This window comes from Streptococcus infantis, from assembly GCF_047465035.1.
GTDB classification, from domain to species: domain Bacteria; phylum Bacillota; class Bacilli; order Lactobacillales; family Streptococcaceae; genus Streptococcus; species Streptococcus infantis_T.
Map to the genome: position 1 here is coordinate 53693 of NZ_JASHAQ010000009.1, position 19520 is coordinate 73212.

A 19520-nucleotide genomic window follows, 5' to 3' on the forward strand; every position below is an offset into this window, starting at 1 on the left:
CCCTAGGACTTTCTTTTGTTTAGAAACGAATAGTTTCTCTTGTTTTTTCATAAGAAGAAACGAAGCGGTTTGTTACACCTGGCTCAGCAACTTCCAAAGCTTGGGAAATCTTTTCGAAAGATGCTTGATAATCAAAGGCATTTTCAAAGATTTCTAAAGATTCGTGGAAGGCTTGTTGAATCCCTTCATCAAATGATCTGTAGCGGTTAGAGTATTGAAGTAATTGTTCAGTCAAGGTAGCATGTTGTACGATGCTGTATGTTTCTGTTTCCAGAATTTCCATATCGTGAGTTGCAATTTCTAAAATACGGTTGACAGACTCAATGTTGACTTGCGACTGTTCTAACTCTGCCATCAAGTCTTCGGTACTGTGGCTAGCTGCAAAGAACAATTTCAAGAAGCTCTGTGGGATTCCTGGAAGATTTCTCTTTTCCATGTAGCGCTTGATCGTGTGGAGGCGATTGACGTAAACATTTGCCTTTTGACGAGCATTAACATCATCTTTTTCAATTTGCACCAGACGTTCGCTCACTGAAACTTGATCATCTTCAATTTCTTTTAATGTAGCTTGAACATTTTCTAAACGTTCTTCCAATACAGAGTAAGCTTCTGAATATTCCTCTTGTTCTGAAGTCAAATCACTAACTGTAACTTCTAGGGAATCCAAATCCACTTGAAGACGACGGACGTGATTGACATCACTCTCAGACATCAAGTAAGTTTTGCTCAAGCGTTCAATATCTTTCACTAAGACTTGATTATTGTCTTTTAAGTGGTCAAGATAGGTTGGAAGTGTTGACAACAAGTTTTCAACAACCTTTTGAGAAGCAATCTCTCGTGTGAAAATACTATAGAGAGCATTGATTTCTTCTTGAATCTGATTATTTTCATATTCAGCATTGTCCAATTCCAATTTTTTAATATTTTCTTGGTTATTTTTCAAAGCTTCATACAATAACTGTAAACGTGATTCAATGTCAGTTTCTACAAAGTGATAGTTGGCATCAAGCAACTTACGATAGCCAGCCTCTAGATCTTCAAGTTGATCAGGGAGTTCTGTCGTTAGTTTAGTAACAATTGCTGGAATTCTCTCTACGATATGCGTCAAAGCGAGGATATGATTTTCAGCATTATCCAGAATTCCTGCTGCTTCAACTGGATCTCCTGAAGAGTTTAGCGTCACAAATTGAGAAAATTCTGATTGGATGTTCTCCAATTGTTTTTCAATTTCAGGAAGTGCTTGACCATATTTCTCAGAGTCTTCTGCGACTGTTTTCTGCAGGCTTTCAAATAAATCTAAAGCATGCAAGACACGACCACTATTTTTTGATTCTTGTTTTTCTAGATCTGCCAAAGCATTTCGAATGGAAGCAATATCTTCTTCGATAAGGGTAATCTGGCTTTCAATTTGATCAATTTTGTGTTGAGCTTTCAAGAAGCGAAATGAATTATTGTACCCTTCTGCTTCAAACAGATTATTCTCAATATCCGCAAATGAGTTGAGGGATAGGTCTACCCATTTTTGATTCCACTCTCTAAATGCAATCTGACTTTGACCAATCAGATGCATATTCTTAACAGCTTCTACTTCATCGTTAACTGGAAGGTTATACAACTCTTCCTTTCTTCCTTCTAGTACTGCGAGCCTCTTTTCATTTCGTTTGCGTAACAAAATCGCTACAACATAAGCAATGATCAGAAGAGTCGCGATTACAATCATAATAATAATCAACAGATTATCAGACATATCAAACTCCTTTTTATACTTGAAACAATTGTAATGATTATATCATATTTTTCAAACCATGGGAACTATTTCCAAATTTTTTTAAACGTCAAGCGTACTGTAAACAGCATTTTCTTCAATAAATTCTCGACGTGGTTCTACGCGGTCGCCCATGAGCATATCAAAGATTTTATCTGCTTCTGCAGCATCATCAACTGATACACGCGCCATGAGACGATGTTCTGGGTTCATAGTTGTTTCCCAAAGTTGATGGTCATCCATTTCTCCAAGACCTTTATAACGCTGAATAGTTGGTTTTGAACGTCCTTCACTATAGCGAGCTAAGGCTTCCTGTAGACGGATTTCTTGATCTGCTCCAGGTTGGATGTATTCTTTAATTTCACTGCCGACCTTAACACCGTAAATTGGTGGTTGAGCGATATAAACATAACCTGCTTCTAAAACGGGTTTCATATAACGATAAATCAAGGTTAACAAGAGGGTACGGATGTGAGCTCCATCGACATCGGCATCCGTCATGATAACGAGTTTTTGGTAACGGGCCTTGCTAACATCAAATTCAGCACCAAAGCCTGTTCCCATAGCTGTGAAAAGGCTACGGATTTCTTCATTGGCAAGGATTTTATCCATGCTGGCCTTTTCAACGTTGAGGATTTTACCGCGAATCGGTAAAATCGCTTGGAATTCACGGTCACGACCAGACTTTGCAGAACCTCCCGCTGAATCTCCTTCGACGATAAAAAGTTCAGTTTCAGCTGGATTATTTGAAGAACAGTCTGCTAATTTCCCTGGAAGGTTTGAAATCTCTAAACCAGATTTCTTACGAGTAACCTCACGCGCACGCTTGGCTGCTACACGCGCCTTAGCTGCCAAAATCCCTTTTTCAACAATCCGCTTAGCAATCTGTGGATTTTCCATTAGGAAGTCTGAAAATGCTTCACTAAATAGGCGGTTAGTAATCTTGACAACTTCACTATTTCCAAGTTTAGTTTTCGTTTGTCCTTCAAACTGAGGATTTGGATGTTTCACAGAGATAACGGCAGTCAATCCTTCACGGACATCCTCACCTGTCAGATTATCTTCGTTATCTTTCAGCAATTTGTTTTTACGAGCGTAGTCATTGATGACACGAGTTAGGGCTGTACGGAAACCTTGTTCATGTGTTCCACCTTCATGGGTATGAATGTTATTGGCGAAACTCATGACATTTTCATGGTAGCCAGTTGTGTACTGCATGGCTACTTCAACTGTGATGTCATCCATTTCTCCATCAGTGTAGATTGGCGTATCAAAGATGACATCTTTGTTTTCATTGATATACTCAACGTAACTCGCAATCCCACCTTCGTAGTGGTAGTGTTTTGTTTGTTCAAGCCCCTCACGCTTGTCAGTAATAGAGATTTGAAGACCACGGTTCAAAAAGGCTAACTCCTGAATCCGCTTGTTTAATTTATCAAAATCAAAAGTTGTTGTTTCTGTAAAAATCTCTGGATCTGGCGTGAAGTGTACTGTTGTACCTGTTTTATCTGTATCTCCAATCACCTCAAGGTCAGCAACAACATGTCCACGACGGTATTCTTGGTAATGGATTTTTCCATTTTTGTGAACACGAACATCCAACTGAGTTGAGAGGGCATTTACAACCGATGAACCTACACCGTGGAGTCCACCTGAAACCTTGTAACCGCCACCGCCAAATTTACCTCCAGCGTGAAGAACGGTAAAGACAGTTTCAACGGCAGGACGGCCTGTCTTTTCTTGAATATCAACAGGGATACCACGTCCATCATCAACAACCGTGATAGAGTCATCTGGCTCAATAAAGACCTGAATATGACTAGCAAATCCCGCCAAGGCCTCATCGATAGAGTTATCAACGATTTCCCAGACTAGGTGGTGAAGACCTTCTTTTGAAGTCGATCCGATATACATTCCAGGACGCATACGAACGGCTTCCAGACCTTCCAAAACTTGAATCTGACTGGCATCATAATCCTGTGCCTGTTGGTTTTTGATTTCTTCTGTCATTTTTTCCCTTTTTCTTTTTTTCCTTTTTCTTACATGTCTAATACTTGTCTCAATGTCACGATATTTTTAAAGAGATGCGTCGCTAAGCCTGCTGCCTGTCCAGCTTCAATGTCTATAGGTCGATCACCAATAACGATACCAGAACTAATCTTATACTTATCTCGCAAATAGATCATAGACTCTGGATTTGGTTTTCTCTTGAAACCAGAACTAGCTGTTACTACTTCTGTAAAATAGCTAGCAATACCCGTCTTTTCAAGGATATCCAAAACTTGGTCATTGCGATGCGAAACCAAAAAGTTCCGTCCTCCCTGATCTGAGATTTCCTCCAATAAAGCAGGTACTCCCTCAAACAAGGCAGGATGTTCAAGCTCTCGCGCTTCATTTTCCTTATATTTTTCTAAAAAATGCTCTATTATTGGGGCAAATTGGTCAATCGCAAAAGCAGTTGACACTTTCAAGGCATTGTAAACTTTATCATGTTCTTCTTCGATTCCAAATTGAGCTAATGTTTCCACAAAAGCCGCGGTCGAAGTCTCATAATTATCAAGTAAAGTTCCACCTAAATCCCAGATGTAATCGTGATATTTCATACCCTTCATTATAGCATTTTTTTATCAAAAAAGCGACGATTTCCTTCTATTTTAACAGTAAAAAACGAGAAGAATCCCCTAATTGATAGATTCTTCTCGTTTTAGTTAATCTAATCCAAAAACATCACGATAGAGCATGGCTGCTCTCAAAGCATTTGCATCGCCACCAAGTTGTTCCACTAGGTTATAAGCAAAGGCAAGGGCAGTTGCTGGACCTCGACTGGTAGTCAACTGACCATCGACAACTACTGTTTCCTTGCGATAGTGACCATCAGCAATTTGCTCTTGGACACCATCATAGCAGGTGAACACTTTATCCTTGAGGAGACCAGCTCGATTCAGTACAATTGGTGCTGCACAAATGGCTGCTACTTTTTTACCAACTTGCTCACATTTTTGAAGTTCAGCAATCAAAAGTTCATGATCGCGTAAATTTGCTGAACCTGGCATACCTCCTGGTAAGACAATCATGTCGTACTCAGATAAATCACCATCAAACACACGATCTGCTTGTACTTGGATGTCATGTGATCCCGTCACTCGGGCTTCAAAACCAACCATATGACAAGTAATATTGGCACGACGTAATACGTCCACAACTGTTAGGGCTTCGATTTCTTCAAAGCCATCTGCTAAGATAACTGCAACTTTAGCCATGATTTACTCCTTATTTAACTTTTTTCAAAACAACTTTCTTCCGTTTAAATCTTGTCTTACCGCTCTTTTCTTCGGCTAGATGCGTTTGATAACTCATCGATAGAAGCAATCCAACACCAATCAGATTACTGATAATGGCCGATCCCCCTTGGGAAATGAATGGGAGAGGAATCCCTGTCAGAGGAAGGAGGCCTGTCACTGCACCGATATTTTCAAAGATATGGAACAAAAGCATCATAATAAATCCAGTTGAAATGTAGGTATAAAATTGGTTATTGGACTTCAGAGTGATTTTTAACATTCGATAGATAAGTAGGAGATAAAGTGTAATTACAAGGACAGATCCGATAAAACCAAAATCTTCTGCAATGACTGTAAAAATCATATCACTCTCACGAACGGGAATGAGGAGATTGGATACATTAAATCCTTGACCAAACAAGCCTCCACTACCGATGGCGATTTGCCCTTGGGCCTGTTGATAGGTGGTCGTTTGTGCATAATCAAATGGATTGAGCCAAGCAAGGATACGGTTAATCTGATAGGTTGGCATCCCGATTTGATGTATGAAAGCACGCCCATCTTTTGTGATGAAAATTGCCAAAAATCCTGCAATTCCCGATACAGCTGTTACAAAAATTGGAATGATGATTTTCCATGATACTCCAGAAAGCAAGACCAGTCCCGCAAAGATTGCGACAAAGACCAAGGCCGTTCCTAAGTCACTCTGCAGGGCCAGTAAACCTAAGACTGGCAGCGTGAAGATAATCATCCACAATATCAAGAGGAAATCTAAAGGAATCGTTCGTTCACTTTCCTTGTGTTTCTGTGTGAATTGAACAACAACCCGAGCCAAGATCAAAATATAGGAAATTTTCATGAATTCGGAAGGTTGGAAAAGTGTCACTCCTCCAATTGACACCCAGTTTTTAGCCCCTGTTGCTGCCACTAAATTAGGATTGTAAAAAATCAAGGGTAAAACCATAAGGGCTAGACCTAGGGCATAAAGATAGGGAGTCGCCTGCCATAAAAATTTTGTATTAAAGAACATGACTACAAAGCTGATGATAATTCCCAAGACGATCCATGCTAGTTGCTGACCGAGAATTGGCCAAATATTATGTGGATAGTCATGACTGACAGCTATGTAAATAGCCACAACTCCAATCACCAGCAAACAAAATACTGGTAGAATCAAACTATAATCGACTCGAGAGTCGAGAGAACGTTTCATAAAGGTCTCCTTCATTCTTTCAGATGTTTATTTTATTTTTTGTGTAAAAATTCTTGAACTTTTGAGAATATTTGCTCTTTGCCAACTTCTCTGACTCGACTAGTCTGTGACAAGGCCTTGCCAATCTGCTTTCCATATCGCTTGCTTGTCATTCGGCTATCCAAGATCAGGACAGAGGAGCGTTGTCCAAGACGACGCATGGTTCTACCTATCGCTTGTTTGAGGCGAACAATAGCCATTGGCAGTTGATAGTCATAGAAAGGATTTTTCCCTTCAAGACGCAGTTCCTGATTCATTTTTTTCGTAAAGGGATCTTCTGGATTTTGGAAGGGCAGCCGTGTCACCACTTCAATCACTCGAGGGTGAGTTGCAAAATCAACTCCCTCCCAAAAACTTCCTGTCCCTAGTAAGAGTTGAGAGTCTCCTCTTTCAAATCGTTTCTTGAGTTGAGCAGGATCTCCGTTCTTATACTGGGCTAAATGAGAAAGAGATAAAGAATCTGATACCTGCAACAAAAGGTCTTTTGAAGTGAATAAAACGAGCATGGGCTCTTCAAGGTAAGACAAATCTTCCAGCACTTCTACAAGAGCATGAGCATAGTCTTCTTGAGAGGTTTCAGTCACCAACGGAAAATCCTTAACAACCAAAATTTCTTGATTTTCTTGAAAATTCTCATCCAGTCTGTCAAAGGCTGCATGCGGGAATCCCATTAGTTCTGGTAAAGTTACTCTGCTACTAATTTCCAAGGTTGCGGAGACAGCTAAGAGTTGACAACTCTCTGGAAAGATTTCCGAAAAGAGCAGACGTTGATTGCGACTGGAAGAAATGACAACCTTCTTGCTAGACAAGTCTGAGGCTGATAACCAAAATTCTCCATCAGTACAGAAAAATCGCTGATAATCTTGGAAACTTTGAACTTCTAACTCTGAGAAATCCTGTTGGAGTTGTGCCATGGTTGTCGCAGGGCACATTCTACGCTTACCAGATAGGAACTGATCCATCAAGTGACAAAGCTCAAAGCGAATACTCTCCATCAAGCGTCTTTGAAGCGTCCCTTTTTCTCGAACTAAGGCTTGATCTAGCTGGTCTACTATGTCGTTTAAAACGAAACTCTTCTGTAAAAGATTTTCCAAAGTTAATAAGATCTTCTGGGCCTCATCCAAGATCAAGAGACGGCCCTCTAGTAGACTGGGATCGTCCTCAAGTCGGGTAACGAGATAAGCATGATTGGTCACAAGTAGCTGGCAAGAGCGAGCTTTTTTCTGCCCCCGTCTCCAAAAATCCTCCAACCAAAAGAGAGAAGCTTTGGGAAGATTACCATCATGCACCAAGTTTGGCAAAAATTGCTGGTAACGGTAAAGCTGGCCAATCTCATCTAGGTCCCCCGTTTCTGTTTCAGTCAACCAAACTAGGAGTTGCATCTTGAAACGTGTATACAAGCGATTGGATTCTTCTTCCTCTAGCGCATGATGAAAGGCATCTAGTTTTAGATAATTCTGTGGTCCTTTAAGATTATGAATCGAAAGGTGAAAGACCTCTTCCAATCTACGAGCCTCTTCTTGCATCACTTGATTTTGTAGAACTTTAGTAGGAACACTGAGAAGGATTCCTTTTTCGTTTTCTAGTGATAAAGCGGGTAACAAATAGCCGTAGGTTTTCCCAATTCCAGTCTGAGCTTGCACAAAAGCAATTTTCTCATTCTGTAGAAAATCTTGAACTTTTTGAGAAAAGCTAGCTTGTGGAGCTCTATCTTCCAAATCCAACAAGGCAATATTGGTTTGGAAATCTTTAGATAGTTTACGTGGAGAAAGGGCTGGTTTTTCTTTTCTTAAAAATAAACCTTGCACTTCTACCAGGTCATGTTCAACTAGGATGGACTGCTTCTGATAAACTTCTTCAATAACTAGATAAGACTCATATAATAAACCATCTGACAAACTTAACAAGCGCTCCAATAAGCCTTTTGGCAGTCCAAACATTTTTTGTCGCATACAAAGAAAGAGCTCTGCTGTTGCTTGGGCATCTGATAAGGCAGTATGGGCTTTTTCTAGTGAAATTCCCAACTCTTGACAGAGAATCCCCAGATTGTATTTTTCAAGTTGAGGATAAAATACCTGGGCCAACTCCACTGTATCGATACGGGGAGTGCGCAATTCATAGCCCTCAAAAAAGAGAAATTCTGCCAACAAATTGGCATCAAACTGGACATTGTGCGCAACAAAAACACCGTCCTTGACCAAGTCAAAAATTTTTCCAGCCACCTGAGAAAACTCCGGTGCCTCTGCCAGTCGCTGATCGGTCAAACCCGTTAATTCTTTGATATGAGAATCCAAGGGTTCGTGGGGATTGACATCCGTTGCAAATTGGTCAACAATCTCGCCATTTTCAATGACCACGATTCCTACTTGGATAATTTTTGCCTTGCTTCCGGTACTGGTCGCCTCTAAATCCACGACAACGTACCGATCATTTCTAAAATTCATCATTAAAAATTATATCAAAATTTGCACCATTTGACACCCCTGAACTTTATTTGAAGAGTCAAGTTTCTTGCAAGTTTTTCTAAAAAATGATTGAATAGAAATGTAGAAAAGGAGGGACGTCATGAACCCATTAGATTTATTTAATCAAGTAAAAGAGCTAATCGAGAAAAAAGATTTGGCTGCTGCAAAAACCTTTGTCGAAGAAAACAAGGACCAACTCGGCGAATACCTTAGTCAAGCTCAAAGCTTGATTTCAGGCTCAGAAGGAATCGGTAATCTTGTTGATAAGGTCAAAGGACTCTTCTAATCATTAAAAAGCACCTGAAAACCTCAGGTGTCTTTTTGTATCTTCTTCATAAAGGCTGGAATCTGTTGACTAATCATGGTTGGCAAGACTACATAGTTGTCTTCAGCTAGTTCTTGGGCAATTGCTGAATGTAGATAGGTCGCTACCGTCACTCTTTCGTAAAGACTAACTTGTGGAAATTGACCTGCAAAACCGGCTATCATCCCAGCTAAGGTATCTCCCATTCCTCCAGTCGCCTGATAGGGACCTCCAACTTCCAGCTGATAAAAATCAGTTTGACCAGCTTGCCAGATTCGAGTAGCTGGACCTTTTTGAATCAAAATCGTTCCTGAAGGAAATCTCTTCAAAGCCTCTCCTGTTTCCTTGCTTCCTTGGGAATCCAAATCTAATCCTGATAAGACCTGCCATTCCCTTTGGTGAGGCGTTAAAACAAGATGGGCTTTAGGAAATTTCATTCTCGTCTTAGCTAAAATGGATAGGGCTCCGCCATCCAGTATGAGAGTCTGGTCTTGATTTGAATGATGAAAAACTGTTTGGAGTAGCTGTTCTCCGCACTCATCATCCACTAACCCAGGTCCAACTAAGACAACATTCGCTTTCTCTAACTGTTGCTCAAGTAATCGCTCATCATCAAGGCCAAAAGCCATAGCCTCCGGCAGATGGCTATGTAGCGCTGGAATATTCTCTTTATCCGTTGCTACTGTCACCAAGCCTGCGCCACTTCTAACAGCACCTAAGGCAGCCATAATAATGGCTCCCCCATAGGGATACGTCCCCCCAATCAAGAGAAGACGACCATAGTCTCCCTTATGACTAGAACGAGGACGCTCGATGATTACTTTTTTTAGTAGAGCTTGATCAATCTCTTTCATACACTACTCCTTCAACTTATCCTTACCATGTAGTACTTGATTAACCTTAGTATTCCAAGCCTGTAACCCTTCTCCCTCATAGTCTAGGTAAATCACTCTATCTTGTAATTGACAAGGAATCAAACCTTCAAAACAAGACTTATCTTTTGAAGGAATAACACACAAATGAAGAAAGGTATCCAAATCTAAACTATCTCTTACCTTCGCAACATGATAGCCATCAAACATATAACCTGGTGCTTGAATTAATTCTTCATACAGAAAATGAAAACTAACGCCAGGAATGAACTTTTCTTGTAATTCCTCCTCAGACGGTGCCCGTCCTAACAAACGCTCCATAGCCAGTCGGTAACCCGAAGTCGTATTAGACCATCCGAACATAATATAGTCAAAATAGTCTGCTGGATCAGAAGCTGCATTACGACTATCTGTAACTAGTTCAGCCCCACTTTTACCAAATACTTTTACCGCCGACATGAGTTTTCCAGTCTGAAAAATAGCCTGAGCCACCTCAACTGTACAAGTATGACTACAATAATTTGAAGTAACCAACTTCCTCTGAATATCATAGGTAGAAGCTACAAGGCGATGACTTGGTCTGTACGGAGGAAAATAGCTATGCTCTTGCAAGTAATCATGAATTCGTCTATTTAATTCATGATTCTCACATTCCACAATGGTCTGACGATGATGGTTCTGTTCGTAAGCAATAAACTTTGCTAGCTTCTCCAATTCCCATTCTTTAATCTGAGGATAGTTTTCAAGAGCAAATTGATACATCCCATCCCACTGGAGACTAAAATCTGCATTATAAACTTTTACAATCATCTAATCACCTCTACTTCATTATACTACAAAGTAGATAAAAAGAAGCTTTAATTGACAGAACCGTCTTTACAATAGACAAAAAAAGGTAGAAATATTGCTATTCAACCTTTTGGTTTAACTGCCACTCTGATGATTCATTTTAGCAACCTATAAACCTAGTTTTTTTCCAAACTACGCAATGCCGCCTGATAAGTCTGCTCCATCAACATAGTAATGGTCATAGGCCCAACTCCACCAGGTACAGGTGTGATATGGCTAGCGATTGGTACAACGGCATCATAGTCAACATCTCCACAGAGCTTGCCATTTTCATCTCGGTTCATCCCCACATCAATGACAACTGCCCCAGGTTTGACAAAGTCAGCAGTCACAAACTTAGCACGACCGATTGCTACGACAAGAATATCGGCCTTAGAAGCTACCTTGGCAAGATTATGTGTTCGTGAGTGGGTCAAGGTTACAGTTGCATTCTTAGCTAATAACAACTGGGCCATTGGTTTACCGACGATATTAGAACGACCAATAACAACCGCATTCTTACCTTCTAGTTCAATTCCATACTCATGAAACATTTCCATGATGCCAGCTGGAGTTGAAGGGATCATAACTGGATGACCAGACCAAAGACGCCCCATGTTGAGAGGATGAAAACCATCCACGTCCTTTTCTGGATCAATAGCCAATAAAACAGCTTCTTCATCGATGTGTTTTGGTAAGGGTAACTGCACCAAAATACCATGCCAAGCTGGATCGTGATTGTATTTGGTAATCAAATCCAACAATTCCTCTTGGGTAATGGTCTCCGGAACTCGCACGACTTCACTTTGGAAACCTGCAGCTATCGCTGAACGTTCCTTGTTACGAACGTAAACCTGACTGGCTGGATTGTCCCCAACCAAAATAACCACCAAACCAGGCACCAAACCTGTCTCTTCCTTCAATTTCGCAGTCTTTTCAGCCAATTGTCCTTGTAGCTTGGCTGCTAAAGCCTTGCCATCAATAATCTGTGTCATGTGTTTTCTCTTTTCTAACAAATATCTTCTATTATATCAAAAATATACTTGTCACTCTAACACTTCTTACCTAAGAGACCTTATAGTCTGAAACTATAAGAAAAAGCCCTTATCGAGCTTTTCTAGTCTAGTAATTTTCTTAAAACACTTAGTAAATTGATTTTATCTTCAAAACTATTTAATCCTCTTCTAAATTTAAACAGAGAACTTTTCTCTTCTATTGATAGATTTTCAAAGAATTCCTTATTAAAAAATATATTTGTAGAATTTATCAAGATATACTCTATTAATTCATAGTCTTCAAATTTTTTAGAAAAATCACCATAAGTGGACAATACTACATAAGCATTTTCATTGTTAAATACATTAATAAAAATAACTTCATCGCAATTATCAGTCATACACTCTGATAACGAGAATTTAATCTTTGGAGTTTGTAAACGTCTAATATCGTATTTAAAATCTACATTAATTTTACCATAAGTAGTATACTCTTTGTAATCAATTACTAATCGTTTTAAATGTTCTTTAAACACACAATAATAGTCAATGGAGCTTTTGTACGCTTGAATAAAATCTGAGTTATAAATTTCTTTCATTTCTATAAAATACTCAGCTAGATAAAAAATCTGCAATAATTTATAGTATAGTTCAAAAGAAGCGGCTTTTATTGAGTATTCTAAAGCTTCTATATACTCTTTTTCCTTTTTGACAAAAACCTGATTATTATTCTCAATTTCTGAAAAAATTAAATTATCATGATTACCACAAAACATTGAATACTTACTTGCAGTCGTTGGAGCTATTTTCTTATAAAATAAATCAACATGATCAGTTTCGAATTCTTCTACAAAAGAATGATCATTGAACGTATACAACTCCTCTATTTCTGTTTGTAATTTTTTTAAATTTTGCTCTGCTATTGTATGTGCCTTAATAATTTTTGATGAACAATTCACAGAAAAATAATCCTCCGAAAATAGTTCTCTGATAAAGCAAAATGATAATTTTTTTCGAGCTCTTTTTTCAATCTTTTCCCCTAAAATATTTGGTACACTTCGTTTATCAGTTCTTTTTTTGGCATCCTGAAATTTTTTTAGTCCATTCTTTTTACTAATTGCTTCGTAGTCTCTTGTAGTTTCCTTAAGAGAGTCAACATTAATTTTACAACAATTTTTATAAGGCTTACCTGAAAGACATAAACATTTAGACTCACTATGAATATCAAATTGATTCATAGCTGTTTTAAATATAATTTTAGGAAATAGATTTTCAACATCCATATTCGATTCTCCTATAATTCTTGTGTATTTTAGAGTCGAAATAAAGCATTTATTCTTACAAAACCTTACTCAAGAAATCCTTGGTTCTTTGTTCTTGGGTTTGTTCAAAGACTTGCTCTGGAGTTCCATCTTCGACAACAACACCGTCAGCCATAAAGATGACGCGGTCTGCCACTTCACGCGCAAAGCCCATCTCATGCGTCACGATGACCATAGTCATTCCTGACTTAGCAAGTTCTTGCATAACTGCTAGTACTTCTCCTACCATTTCTGGATCTAGAGCAGAAGTTGGTTCATCAAAGAGTAGGACATCTGGTTCCATAGCAAGACCACGAGCGATAGCGATTCGCTGTTGCTGACCACCTGACAAACTTTGTGGATAGGCATCTGCTTTATCTGGTAAACCAACCTTTTCCAAAAGCTCATGGGCCCTCTTCTCAGTAACTTCCTTACTTTGGCCTTTTGTCTTAATAGGAGAAAGCGTGATGTTTTCCTTCACTGTCATATTTGGAAAGAGATTGAACTGTTGGAATACCATTCCCATCTTTTCACGCATGGCAAAGAGGTCGTTTTTCTTATCCGTAATGTCTACTCCTTCAAAGATAACCTTTCCTTTAGTAGCTTCTTCAAGGAGATTCATAGAACGAAGGAGGGTTGACTTACCGCTACCAGAAGGTCCGATAATGACCACTACTTCCCCCTGTTTGATTTCAAGATCGATTCCTTTTAAAACTTCATTCTTTCCAAAGTTCTTGTGAAGATTTTCAATTTTTATAAGTGTTTCAGTCATTATTTCTTATCTCCTTGTCCCATACGATTTTCAAAAGCTTTCAAGGCTAGTGTCAAGATAGAGGTCATAATCAAGTAGTAAAAGGCAGCAAATAAGAGTGGAGTTAAAGGCAAATAGGTGGTTGTTGACACCGTAGTAGCTCCATTCCACAATTCCATGACACCGATTGCTGACAAGAGTGAACTATCCTTGATAATGGTAATAAACTCATTCCCCAAGGCTGGCAAGATATTCTTGATAGCCTGTGGCAAGATGACATAGCGCATGGCATTTTTAGGACGAATCCCTAGAGAGTAAGCCGCCTCTAATTGTCCTTTAGGTACTGCATTGATACCAGCACGAACTGTTTCTGATACATAGGCACCACTATTCATAGAGATAATGATAATACCTGGAATCAAACGTGAAAAATCAACTCCCAAAACTCCAATTTGAATAGTCGGGGCATTGATATGCATAAGAGCAAAAGCAATCATGATCTGTACCATCATAGGTGTTCCACGGAAAATCCAAATATAAACATTGGCAAGCCAAGCTATGGGCTTTATTTTAGAACGTTGAGCAAAAGCCAAGACTACCCCTAAAATTGTCCCCAAAAAGACAACCAAAACAGAAATCAAGACTGTTACAAGAGCACCATAGTTAAAATATGGCAGATATTTAGGTAAAAAAGAAAAATTCATAAATCCACTACTTTCTAATTTCTAACTTAAAACTTGTATGAGTATAACATGTTTTGAATAAAAATGCAATCTTTTTCCTTTTATTTTCAATAAAATTTCAAAGAAAACAGAAATAGCGAGAAATCTTAGTTTTTTCTAGTCAAGTGGATACTCTTTATGGTAAAATAGTAACGATAAGAAATGGAGGAGAATCAAAATGGAATCACATTTGGTTAGAATCATCAACCGCCTAGAAGCAATGACAAAAGATGGTGGTAACTTAAAACGTAACTTTGAGCGCGAGGGAGTTGTTGTAGCTGAAGTTGCTTTTAACCATGATGAAGAAAATGGCCCAATTTTTACACTTCGTGATGTTGAAGCGCGTGAAACATATACTTTTGACAGCATCGACTTGATTGCGATGGAAATTTACGAACTTCTATACTAATAATAGATATACAGAGGTTGGGACAAAAGATCCCGACCTCACTTTTTATTAGCAATCAAACTTTGACGCGGTAGCTGATTGGACTTTTCGTTCGTCTTTTAGACTCCCAAAACTCCTAATCATCTTCGCGGGGCTGGGACTACGAAATCGAGACTTTGTCTATCGATTTCTGTCCCACCCCCTTTCACTAACGAGAATCCTTTTTGTATGACAAATAGGATTTTTTTCTTGCTATCAAAATCTTCTCCAGATTAGCGCTCTACTATTTATAGTGCTAGTATCCAATCTTTTTACTTGAATTGCCCAATAATCATGATATAATTAAATTATATACTTGTTTGACTATTTTTGACCTTTTAGATTTAGTCAAAACTAAGAAAGAAATGAGGTGGCGGTATGCTCTGTCAAAACTGTAAAATCAATGACTCAACGATTCATCTTTATACCAATCTCAATGGACAACAAAAGCAAATCGACCTTTGTCAAAATTGCTACAAAATTATCAAAACAGATCCTAACAATAGCTTATTCAAGGGCATTACAGATTTAAACAACCGTGATTTTGATCCCTTTGGAGACTTCTTTAACGATCTCAACAACTTTAGACCTTCTTCTAATAACAACAATATCCCCCCAACTCAGTCAGGGGGTGGATACGGTGGAAATGGTGGCTATGGTGCCCAAAATCGTGGTCCTGCCCAAACACCACCACCAATCCAGGAAAAAGGACTCTTGGATGAATATGGTATCAATGTTACGGAGATTGCCCGTCGTGGAAATATCGACCCTGTGATTGGCCGTGACGAAGAGATTATCCGTGTCATTGAAATCCTCAACCGCAGAACAAAAAACAACCCTGTCCTCATCGGTGAGCCCGGTGTTGGTAAGACAGCTGTTGTCGAAGGTTTAGCTCAGAAAATTGTTGACGGTGATGTTCCCCATAAGCTTCAAGGCAAAGAAGTCATCCGCTTAGATGTCGTTAGCCTTGTTCAAGGTACAGGTATCCGTGGTCAGTTTGAAGAGCGCATGCAAAAACTCATGGAAGAAATTCGTGAGCGCGAGGATGTTATTCTCTTCATTGACGAAATTCATGAAATTGTCGGTGCTGGTTCTGCTGGAGAAGGGAATATGGATGCAGGAAATATCCTAAAACCAGCTCTTGCACGTGGCGAACTCCAACTGGTTGGTGCTACTACCCTCAATGAATATCGCATCATCGAAAAAGATGCTGCCCTTGAACGTCGTATGCAACCTGTCAAAGTTGATGAACCAACTGTGGAAGAAACCATTATTATCCTGAAAGGTATCCAAAAGAAATACGAAGATTACCATCATGTTCACTATACTGACGGCGCTATCGAAGCGGCCGCTACCCTTTCTAACCGCTACATCCAAGATCGTTTCTTGCCAGACAAGGCTATTGACCTTCTAGATGAAGCTGGTTCAAAAATGAACTTAACCTTGAATTTTGTAGATCCTAAGGTCATCGATCAACGCTTAATCGAAGCAGAAAATCTCAAGGCACAAGCAACCCGCGATGAAGATTTTGAAAAAGCAGCCTACTTCCGTGACCAGATTGCCAAATATAAGGAAATGCAAAAGACCAAGGTAACGGATCAGGATACTCCAATCATCAGTGAAAAGACAATCGAACACATCATCGAGCAAAAGACTAATATTCCAGTTGGGGATTTGAAAGAAAAAGAACAGTCTCAACTGATCAATCTAGCAGATGACCTCAAGGCTCATGTTATTGGCCAAGACGATGCTGTAGATAAGATTGCTAAGGCTATCCGTCGTAACCGTGTTGGTTTAGGTACTCCAAACCGTCCAATTGGTAGCTTCCTCTTTGTTGGTCCTACCGGTGTCGGTAAGACAGAACTTTCTAAACAACTGGCCATTGAACTCTTTGGTTCTGCTGATAGCATGATTCGCTTTGATATGAGTGAATACATGGAAAAACACAGCGTTGCTAAACTCGTTGGTGCCCCTCCAGGATACGTAGGCTATGATGAAGCTGGACAATTGACTGAGAAAGTGCGTCGCAATCCTTATTCTCTCATTCTCTTAGACGAGGTAGAAAAAGCCCATCCAGATGTTATGCATATGTTCCTTCAAGTCTTGGACGACGGCCGTTTGACAGATGGTCAAGGTCGCACTGTTAGCTTTAAAGACGCCATCATTATCATGACCTCAAATGCAGGTACAGGTAAGGCAGAAGCTAGTGTCGGATTTGGTGCTGCTAGAGAAGGCCGTACTAACTCTGTCCTTGGGGAATTAGGCAACTTCTTTAGTCCAGAATTTATGAACCGTTTTGATGGCATTATCGAATTCAAGGCTCTCAGCAAGGAAAATCTCCTTCAAATCGTTGACCTCATGTTAGATGATGTCAATAAACGACTCTCAAGTAATAACATCCATTTAGATGTAACAGATAAGGTTAAGGAGAAACTTGTAGACCTTGGTTATGATCCAAAAATGGGAGCTCGTCCACTCCGTCGTACAATCCAAGATTATATCGAAGATGCGATTACAGACTACTACCTTGAAAATCCAAGCGAGAAAAACCTCAAGGCTGTCATGACTAGCAATGGTAAAATCATGATTAAATCAAAAAATAAATTGGAAACAGTTGACTCAAATGACTAATTCCACATACTAAAAGAATGTTCTTACTTGACAGTAAGAGCATTCTTTAATATGATAGAAAGAAAGCGCACACATAAAGGAGAAATTTATGACGAATCCAACCTTTGGAGAAAAAAAAGAGGGTGTAACCTACAAAAATAGATATGGTGTTTATGCAGTCATCCCTGACTCAGCACATGAAAAGATTATCCTCGTTCAAGCTCCAAATGGTGCATGGTTCTTGCCTGGTGGCGAGATTGAAGCAGGCGAAGATCATTTTGAAGCTCTCAAACGAGAACTAATTGAAGAATTGGGTTTTACAGCTGAGATTGGCACTTATTATGGACAAGCAGATGAGTATTTCTATTCCAGCCATCGCGATACCTACTACTACAATCCAGCCTATCTCTACGAAGCTACTTCTTATCAAGAAATCCAAAAACCTTTGGAGGACTTCAATCATCTAGCCTGGTTCCCAATTGATGAAGCTATTGCTAACCTCAAACGTGGAAGTCATAAATGGGCAATTGAAGCTTGGAAAAAACAGCATCAAGTTTAAATTAACTTTTCCAATTTTTCCAAAAAGTGCTATAATAGAAATAGAAACACAGGAGGAAAGCCTATGAAGCTCATCAACACTACTAATTCTCACTCAAACCTTGTTAAAAGCCAACTGGAGAGTACCGACGCTACACTCGTAGAAGTCTACTCTGCAGGCAACACTGATGTTATCTTTACTCAGGCACCGCTTCATTATGAAATCCTCATTTCCAATAAACATCGTGCTATCCGCGAACAAGAAATGGAAAAAATCCAAGAATTTTTCTTAAATCGTAAGATCGACAAGCAAAATATCGATGAAGCTAATATCAAGACCCTCTACTCTGAAAAATTGATTGAAATCTCAATCCCAACAAAATAAAACTTAGCAATATTTGGACTACACTCTAAAAATTCTAACTTTTTAGAGTGTTCTTTGTCTGTCTAATCCGATATTCTAGAATCAGATTCTGTGTTACAGAAAGAGTTTTCTAACAATCCTTCAACTTACTAAATTTGGTAATATTTTTGTAAAAACTCGGTACTTGATCATCAAAATAATTAATTCTACTATTATAATTTACTAACATTAAAAAAGGAGCTCATCAATGGAGAAAATAGTATACAGGAAGGCAAGGCTAGACGAATACCAAAAAATTGGAAAAGTTGTAGCCGACAGTTTCTTTGACTATCCATTTTTAACTCTAATCATAGATGATCTCAAGAAACCTGAAAACTATCCTGCTTTTTTAGAACTATTGGAAAGTCTCCTGACTCGCCTCTATATCAAAGAAGAGACCTGTTTAGTAGCTGAACAAGACGGAGAAATCCTGGCTGTCGCCTTATTACAACAAAATGATTTTTCTATCCTATCTTACTTGCTAAATGGTGTCATAAAACTATTTCGCTACATTAGCCCTCGAAATTTTTTGAAGTATCTTGATTTAGTAGACCGTTCCGAAGAGCATTTGAAAAAATCAAATAGCTTTGACTGGTATTTGATGCTCCTTGCGGTCAATCCATCCGTTAAAGGGCAAGGAGTGGGCAGTGCTTTTCTTAGAGATGCAGTCGAGCCTTATGTCAAATCCAAGGGCTGCAAGCGCTTAGGGCTCATTACCAGTACAGAAAAAAATGTTCCATTCTATAAAAAGAATGATTATGTATTGCTAGATTTTATGGAGTTAGAGTACGGGACTAAGTCCATTGGTAACTGGGCTTTTTTGAAGAATATCGCTCAATAAATCATAACTAAAAAGGAGTTTAAATCAACTCCTTTTTACGGCTCTATAATATTTGTAGTGGGTAAATCCCCTATGGATCTTATGGAGCCTATTTTGTATAGAAAAAAAGTCCCATAAGATCTATAATAAAAAGCGACCAAACCATCATTAGAAAGAATCCTATGGA

18 protein-coding genes are annotated in these 19520 nt (G+C 39.0%); 6 read left to right on the forward strand and 12 right to left on the reverse strand.

Features of this window, described 5'->3' with window-relative positions; genetic code table 11:
• Positions 1 to 19 precede the first annotated feature (19 nt).
• The 6 genes from ezrA to QM406_RS05680 all read right to left on the reverse strand — a co-directional run bounded on the left by ezrA (position 20) and on the right by QM406_RS05680 (position 8745).
• Positions 20 to 1747: a septation ring formation regulator EzrA gene (gene ezrA / locus QM406_RS05655; protein ID WP_414273667.1), complete on the reverse strand. Its 1728-nt coding sequence runs from the start codon at positions 1745 to 1747 to the stop codon at positions 20 to 22.
• Between the two features lie 81 nt (positions 1748 to 1828).
• Positions 1829 to 3775 carry a DNA topoisomerase (ATP-hydrolyzing) subunit B gene (gyrB, locus tag QM406_RS05660; RefSeq protein WP_315639361.1) on the reverse strand — a complete coding sequence of 649 codons (1947 nt, stop codon included), beginning with the start codon at positions 3773 to 3775 and terminating at the stop codon, positions 1829 to 1831.
• Between the two features lie 29 nt (positions 3776 to 3804).
• On the reverse strand, positions 3805 to 4368 hold the full coding sequence (locus tag QM406_RS05665; protein WP_414273668.1) for an HAD family hydrolase: 564 nt from the start codon (positions 4366 to 4368) through the stop codon (positions 3805 to 3807).
• Between the two features lie 105 nt (positions 4369 to 4473).
• Positions 4474 to 5025: a DJ-1 family glyoxalase III gene (locus tag QM406_RS05670; RefSeq protein WP_315639364.1), complete on the reverse strand. Its 552-nt coding sequence runs from the start codon at positions 5023 to 5025 to the stop codon at positions 4474 to 4476.
• A gap of 10 nt (positions 5026 to 5035) precedes the next feature.
• Complete coding sequence (locus tag QM406_RS05675; protein WP_153225409.1) at positions 5036 to 6259, reverse strand: FtsW/RodA/SpoVE family cell cycle protein; 1224 nt, start codon at positions 6257 to 6259, stop codon at positions 5036 to 5038.
• 32 nt (positions 6260 to 6291) lie between these two features.
• Complete coding sequence (locus tag QM406_RS05680; protein ID WP_414273669.1) at positions 6292 to 8745, reverse strand: bifunctional DnaQ family exonuclease/ATP-dependent helicase; 2454 nt, start codon at positions 8743 to 8745, stop codon at positions 6292 to 6294.
• A 118-nt stretch (positions 8746 to 8863) separates the two neighbouring features.
• Between QM406_RS05680 and QM406_RS05685 the strand changes: the two genes are divergently transcribed.
• The gene (locus QM406_RS05685) at positions 8864 to 9049 is read left to right on the forward strand and encodes a hypothetical protein (RefSeq protein ID WP_075230421.1); all 186 of its coding nucleotides are present in this window, start codon (positions 8864 to 8866) and stop codon (positions 9047 to 9049) included.
• Between the two features lie 23 nt (positions 9050 to 9072).
• Here QM406_RS05685 and QM406_RS05690 read toward each other — a convergent pair whose 3' ends face one another.
• From QM406_RS05690 to QM406_RS05715, 6 genes are all read right to left on the reverse strand, one after another.
• Positions 9073 to 9921 (reverse strand): NAD(P)H-hydrate dehydratase, encoded by an 849-nt coding sequence (locus QM406_RS05690; RefSeq protein WP_414273670.1) that lies wholly within the window; start codon positions 9919 to 9921, stop codon positions 9073 to 9075.
• 3 nt (positions 9922 to 9924) lie between these two features.
• Positions 9925 to 10749, reverse strand: coding sequence for a phosphate ABC transporter ATPase (locus QM406_RS05695; protein ID WP_414273671.1), 825 nt, complete (start codon positions 10747 to 10749; stop codon positions 9925 to 9927).
• Positions 10750 to 10904: 155 nt separating this feature from the next.
• Positions 10905 to 11762 (reverse strand): bifunctional methylenetetrahydrofolate dehydrogenase/methenyltetrahydrofolate cyclohydrolase, encoded by an 858-nt coding sequence (locus tag QM406_RS05700; protein ID WP_414273672.1) that lies wholly within the window; start codon positions 11760 to 11762, stop codon positions 10905 to 10907.
• 122 nt (positions 11763 to 11884) lie between these two features.
• The gene (locus QM406_RS05705; protein WP_414273673.1) at positions 11885 to 13045 is read right to left on the reverse strand and encodes a hypothetical protein; all 1161 of its coding nucleotides are present in this window, start codon (positions 13043 to 13045) and stop codon (positions 11885 to 11887) included.
• Positions 13046 to 13100: 55 nt separating this feature from the next.
• The gene (locus QM406_RS05710; protein ID WP_414273674.1) at positions 13101 to 13835 is read right to left on the reverse strand and encodes an amino acid ABC transporter ATP-binding protein; all 735 of its coding nucleotides are present in this window, start codon (positions 13833 to 13835) and stop codon (positions 13101 to 13103) included.
• Positions 13835 to 14518: an amino acid ABC transporter permease gene (locus QM406_RS05715; RefSeq protein WP_414273675.1), complete on the reverse strand. Its 684-nt coding sequence runs from the start codon at positions 14516 to 14518 to the stop codon at positions 13835 to 13837. Before QM406_RS05715 ends, QM406_RS05710 begins: the two co-directional genes overlap by 1 nt.
• A 196-nt stretch (positions 14519 to 14714) precedes the next feature.
• On the opposite strand from QM406_RS05715, the gene QM406_RS05720 reads away from it, so the two are divergent.
• The 5 genes from QM406_RS05720 to QM406_RS05740 all read left to right on the forward strand — a co-directional run bounded on the left by QM406_RS05720 (position 14715) and on the right by QM406_RS05740 (position 19354).
• The gene (locus QM406_RS05720; RefSeq protein ID WP_000443576.1) at positions 14715 to 14945 is read left to right on the forward strand and encodes a DUF1797 family protein; all 231 of its coding nucleotides are present in this window, start codon (positions 14715 to 14717) and stop codon (positions 14943 to 14945) included.
• A gap of 396 nt (positions 14946 to 15341) precedes the next feature.
• Positions 15342 to 17594, forward strand: coding sequence for an ATP-dependent Clp protease ATP-binding subunit (locus QM406_RS05725; protein ID WP_070459719.1), 2253 nt, complete (start codon positions 15342 to 15344; stop codon positions 17592 to 17594).
• A gap of 88 nt (positions 17595 to 17682) precedes the next feature.
• Positions 17683 to 18132, forward strand: coding sequence for an NUDIX hydrolase (locus QM406_RS05730; protein ID WP_075231556.1), 450 nt, complete (start codon positions 17683 to 17685; stop codon positions 18130 to 18132).
• Between the two features lie 63 nt (positions 18133 to 18195).
• Positions 18196 to 18495: a DUF1827 family protein gene (locus QM406_RS05735; protein ID WP_060955508.1), complete on the forward strand. Its 300-nt coding sequence runs from the start codon at positions 18196 to 18198 to the stop codon at positions 18493 to 18495.
• A 226-nt stretch (positions 18496 to 18721) separates the two neighbouring features.
• Complete coding sequence (locus tag QM406_RS05740; RefSeq protein WP_414273676.1) at positions 18722 to 19354, forward strand: GNAT family N-acetyltransferase; 633 nt, start codon at positions 18722 to 18724, stop codon at positions 19352 to 19354.
• The last annotated feature ends 166 nt before the right edge of the window (positions 19355 to 19520 follow it).

Excerpts from the sequence above, each read along its gene's own strand:
- QM406_RS05675 (WP_153225409.1), bottom strand. The coding sequence starts at position 6,259 with ATGAAACGTTCTCTCGACTCTCGAGTCGATTATAGTTTGATTCTACCA.
- QM406_RS05710 (WP_414273674.1), bottom strand. The coding sequence starts at position 13,835 with ATGACTGAAACACTTATAAAAATTGAAAATCTTCACAAGAACTTTGGA.
- QM406_RS05740 (WP_414273676.1), top strand. The coding sequence starts at position 18,722 with ATGGAGAAAATAGTATACAGGAAGGCAAGGCTAGACGAATACCAAAAA.
- QM406_RS05730 (WP_075231556.1), top strand. The coding sequence starts at position 17,683 with ATGACGAATCCAACCTTTGGAGAAAAAAAAGAGGGTGTAACCTACAAA.
- QM406_RS05720 (WP_000443576.1), top strand. The coding sequence starts at position 14,715 with ATGGAATCACATTTGGTTAGAATCATCAACCGCCTAGAAGCAATGACA.
- QM406_RS05690 (WP_414273670.1), bottom strand. The coding sequence starts at position 9,921 with ATGAAAGAGATTGATCAAGCTCTACTAAAAAAAGTAATCATCGAGCGT.
- QM406_RS05735 (WP_060955508.1), top strand. The coding sequence starts at position 18,196 with ATGAAGCTCATCAACACTACTAATTCTCACTCAAACCTTGTTAAAAGC.
- QM406_RS05670 (WP_315639364.1), bottom strand. The coding sequence starts at position 5,025 with ATGGCTAAAGTTGCAGTTATCTTAGCAGATGGCTTTGAAGAAATCGAA.
- gyrB (WP_315639361.1), bottom strand. The coding sequence starts at position 3,775 with ATGACAGAAGAAATCAAAAACCAACAGGCACAGGATTATGATGCCAGT.
- QM406_RS05715 (WP_414273675.1), bottom strand. The coding sequence starts at position 14,518 with ATGAATTTTTCTTTTTTACCTAAATATCTGCCATATTTTAACTATGGT.
- QM406_RS05685 (WP_075230421.1), top strand. The coding sequence starts at position 8,864 with ATGAACCCATTAGATTTATTTAATCAAGTAAAAGAGCTAATCGAGAAA.
- QM406_RS05705 (WP_414273673.1), bottom strand. The coding sequence starts at position 13,045 with ATGGATGTTGAAAATCTATTTCCTAAAATTATATTTAAAACAGCTATG.
- QM406_RS05695 (WP_414273671.1), bottom strand. The coding sequence starts at position 10,749 with ATGATTGTAAAAGTTTATAATGCAGATTTTAGTCTCCAGTGGGATGGG.
- QM406_RS05665 (WP_414273668.1), bottom strand. The coding sequence starts at position 4,368 with ATGAAATATCACGATTACATCTGGGATTTAGGTGGAACTTTACTTGAT.
- ezrA (WP_414273667.1), bottom strand. The coding sequence starts at position 1,747 with ATGTCTGATAATCTGTTGATTATTATTATGATTGTAATCGCGACTCTT.
- QM406_RS05680 (WP_414273669.1), bottom strand. The coding sequence starts at position 8,745 with ATGATGAATTTTAGAAATGATCGGTACGTTGTCGTGGATTTAGAGGCG.
- QM406_RS05725 (WP_070459719.1), top strand. The coding sequence starts at position 15,342 with ATGCTCTGTCAAAACTGTAAAATCAATGACTCAACGATTCATCTTTAT.
- QM406_RS05700 (WP_414273672.1), bottom strand. The coding sequence starts at position 11,762 with ATGACACAGATTATTGATGGCAAGGCTTTAGCAGCCAAGCTACAAGGA.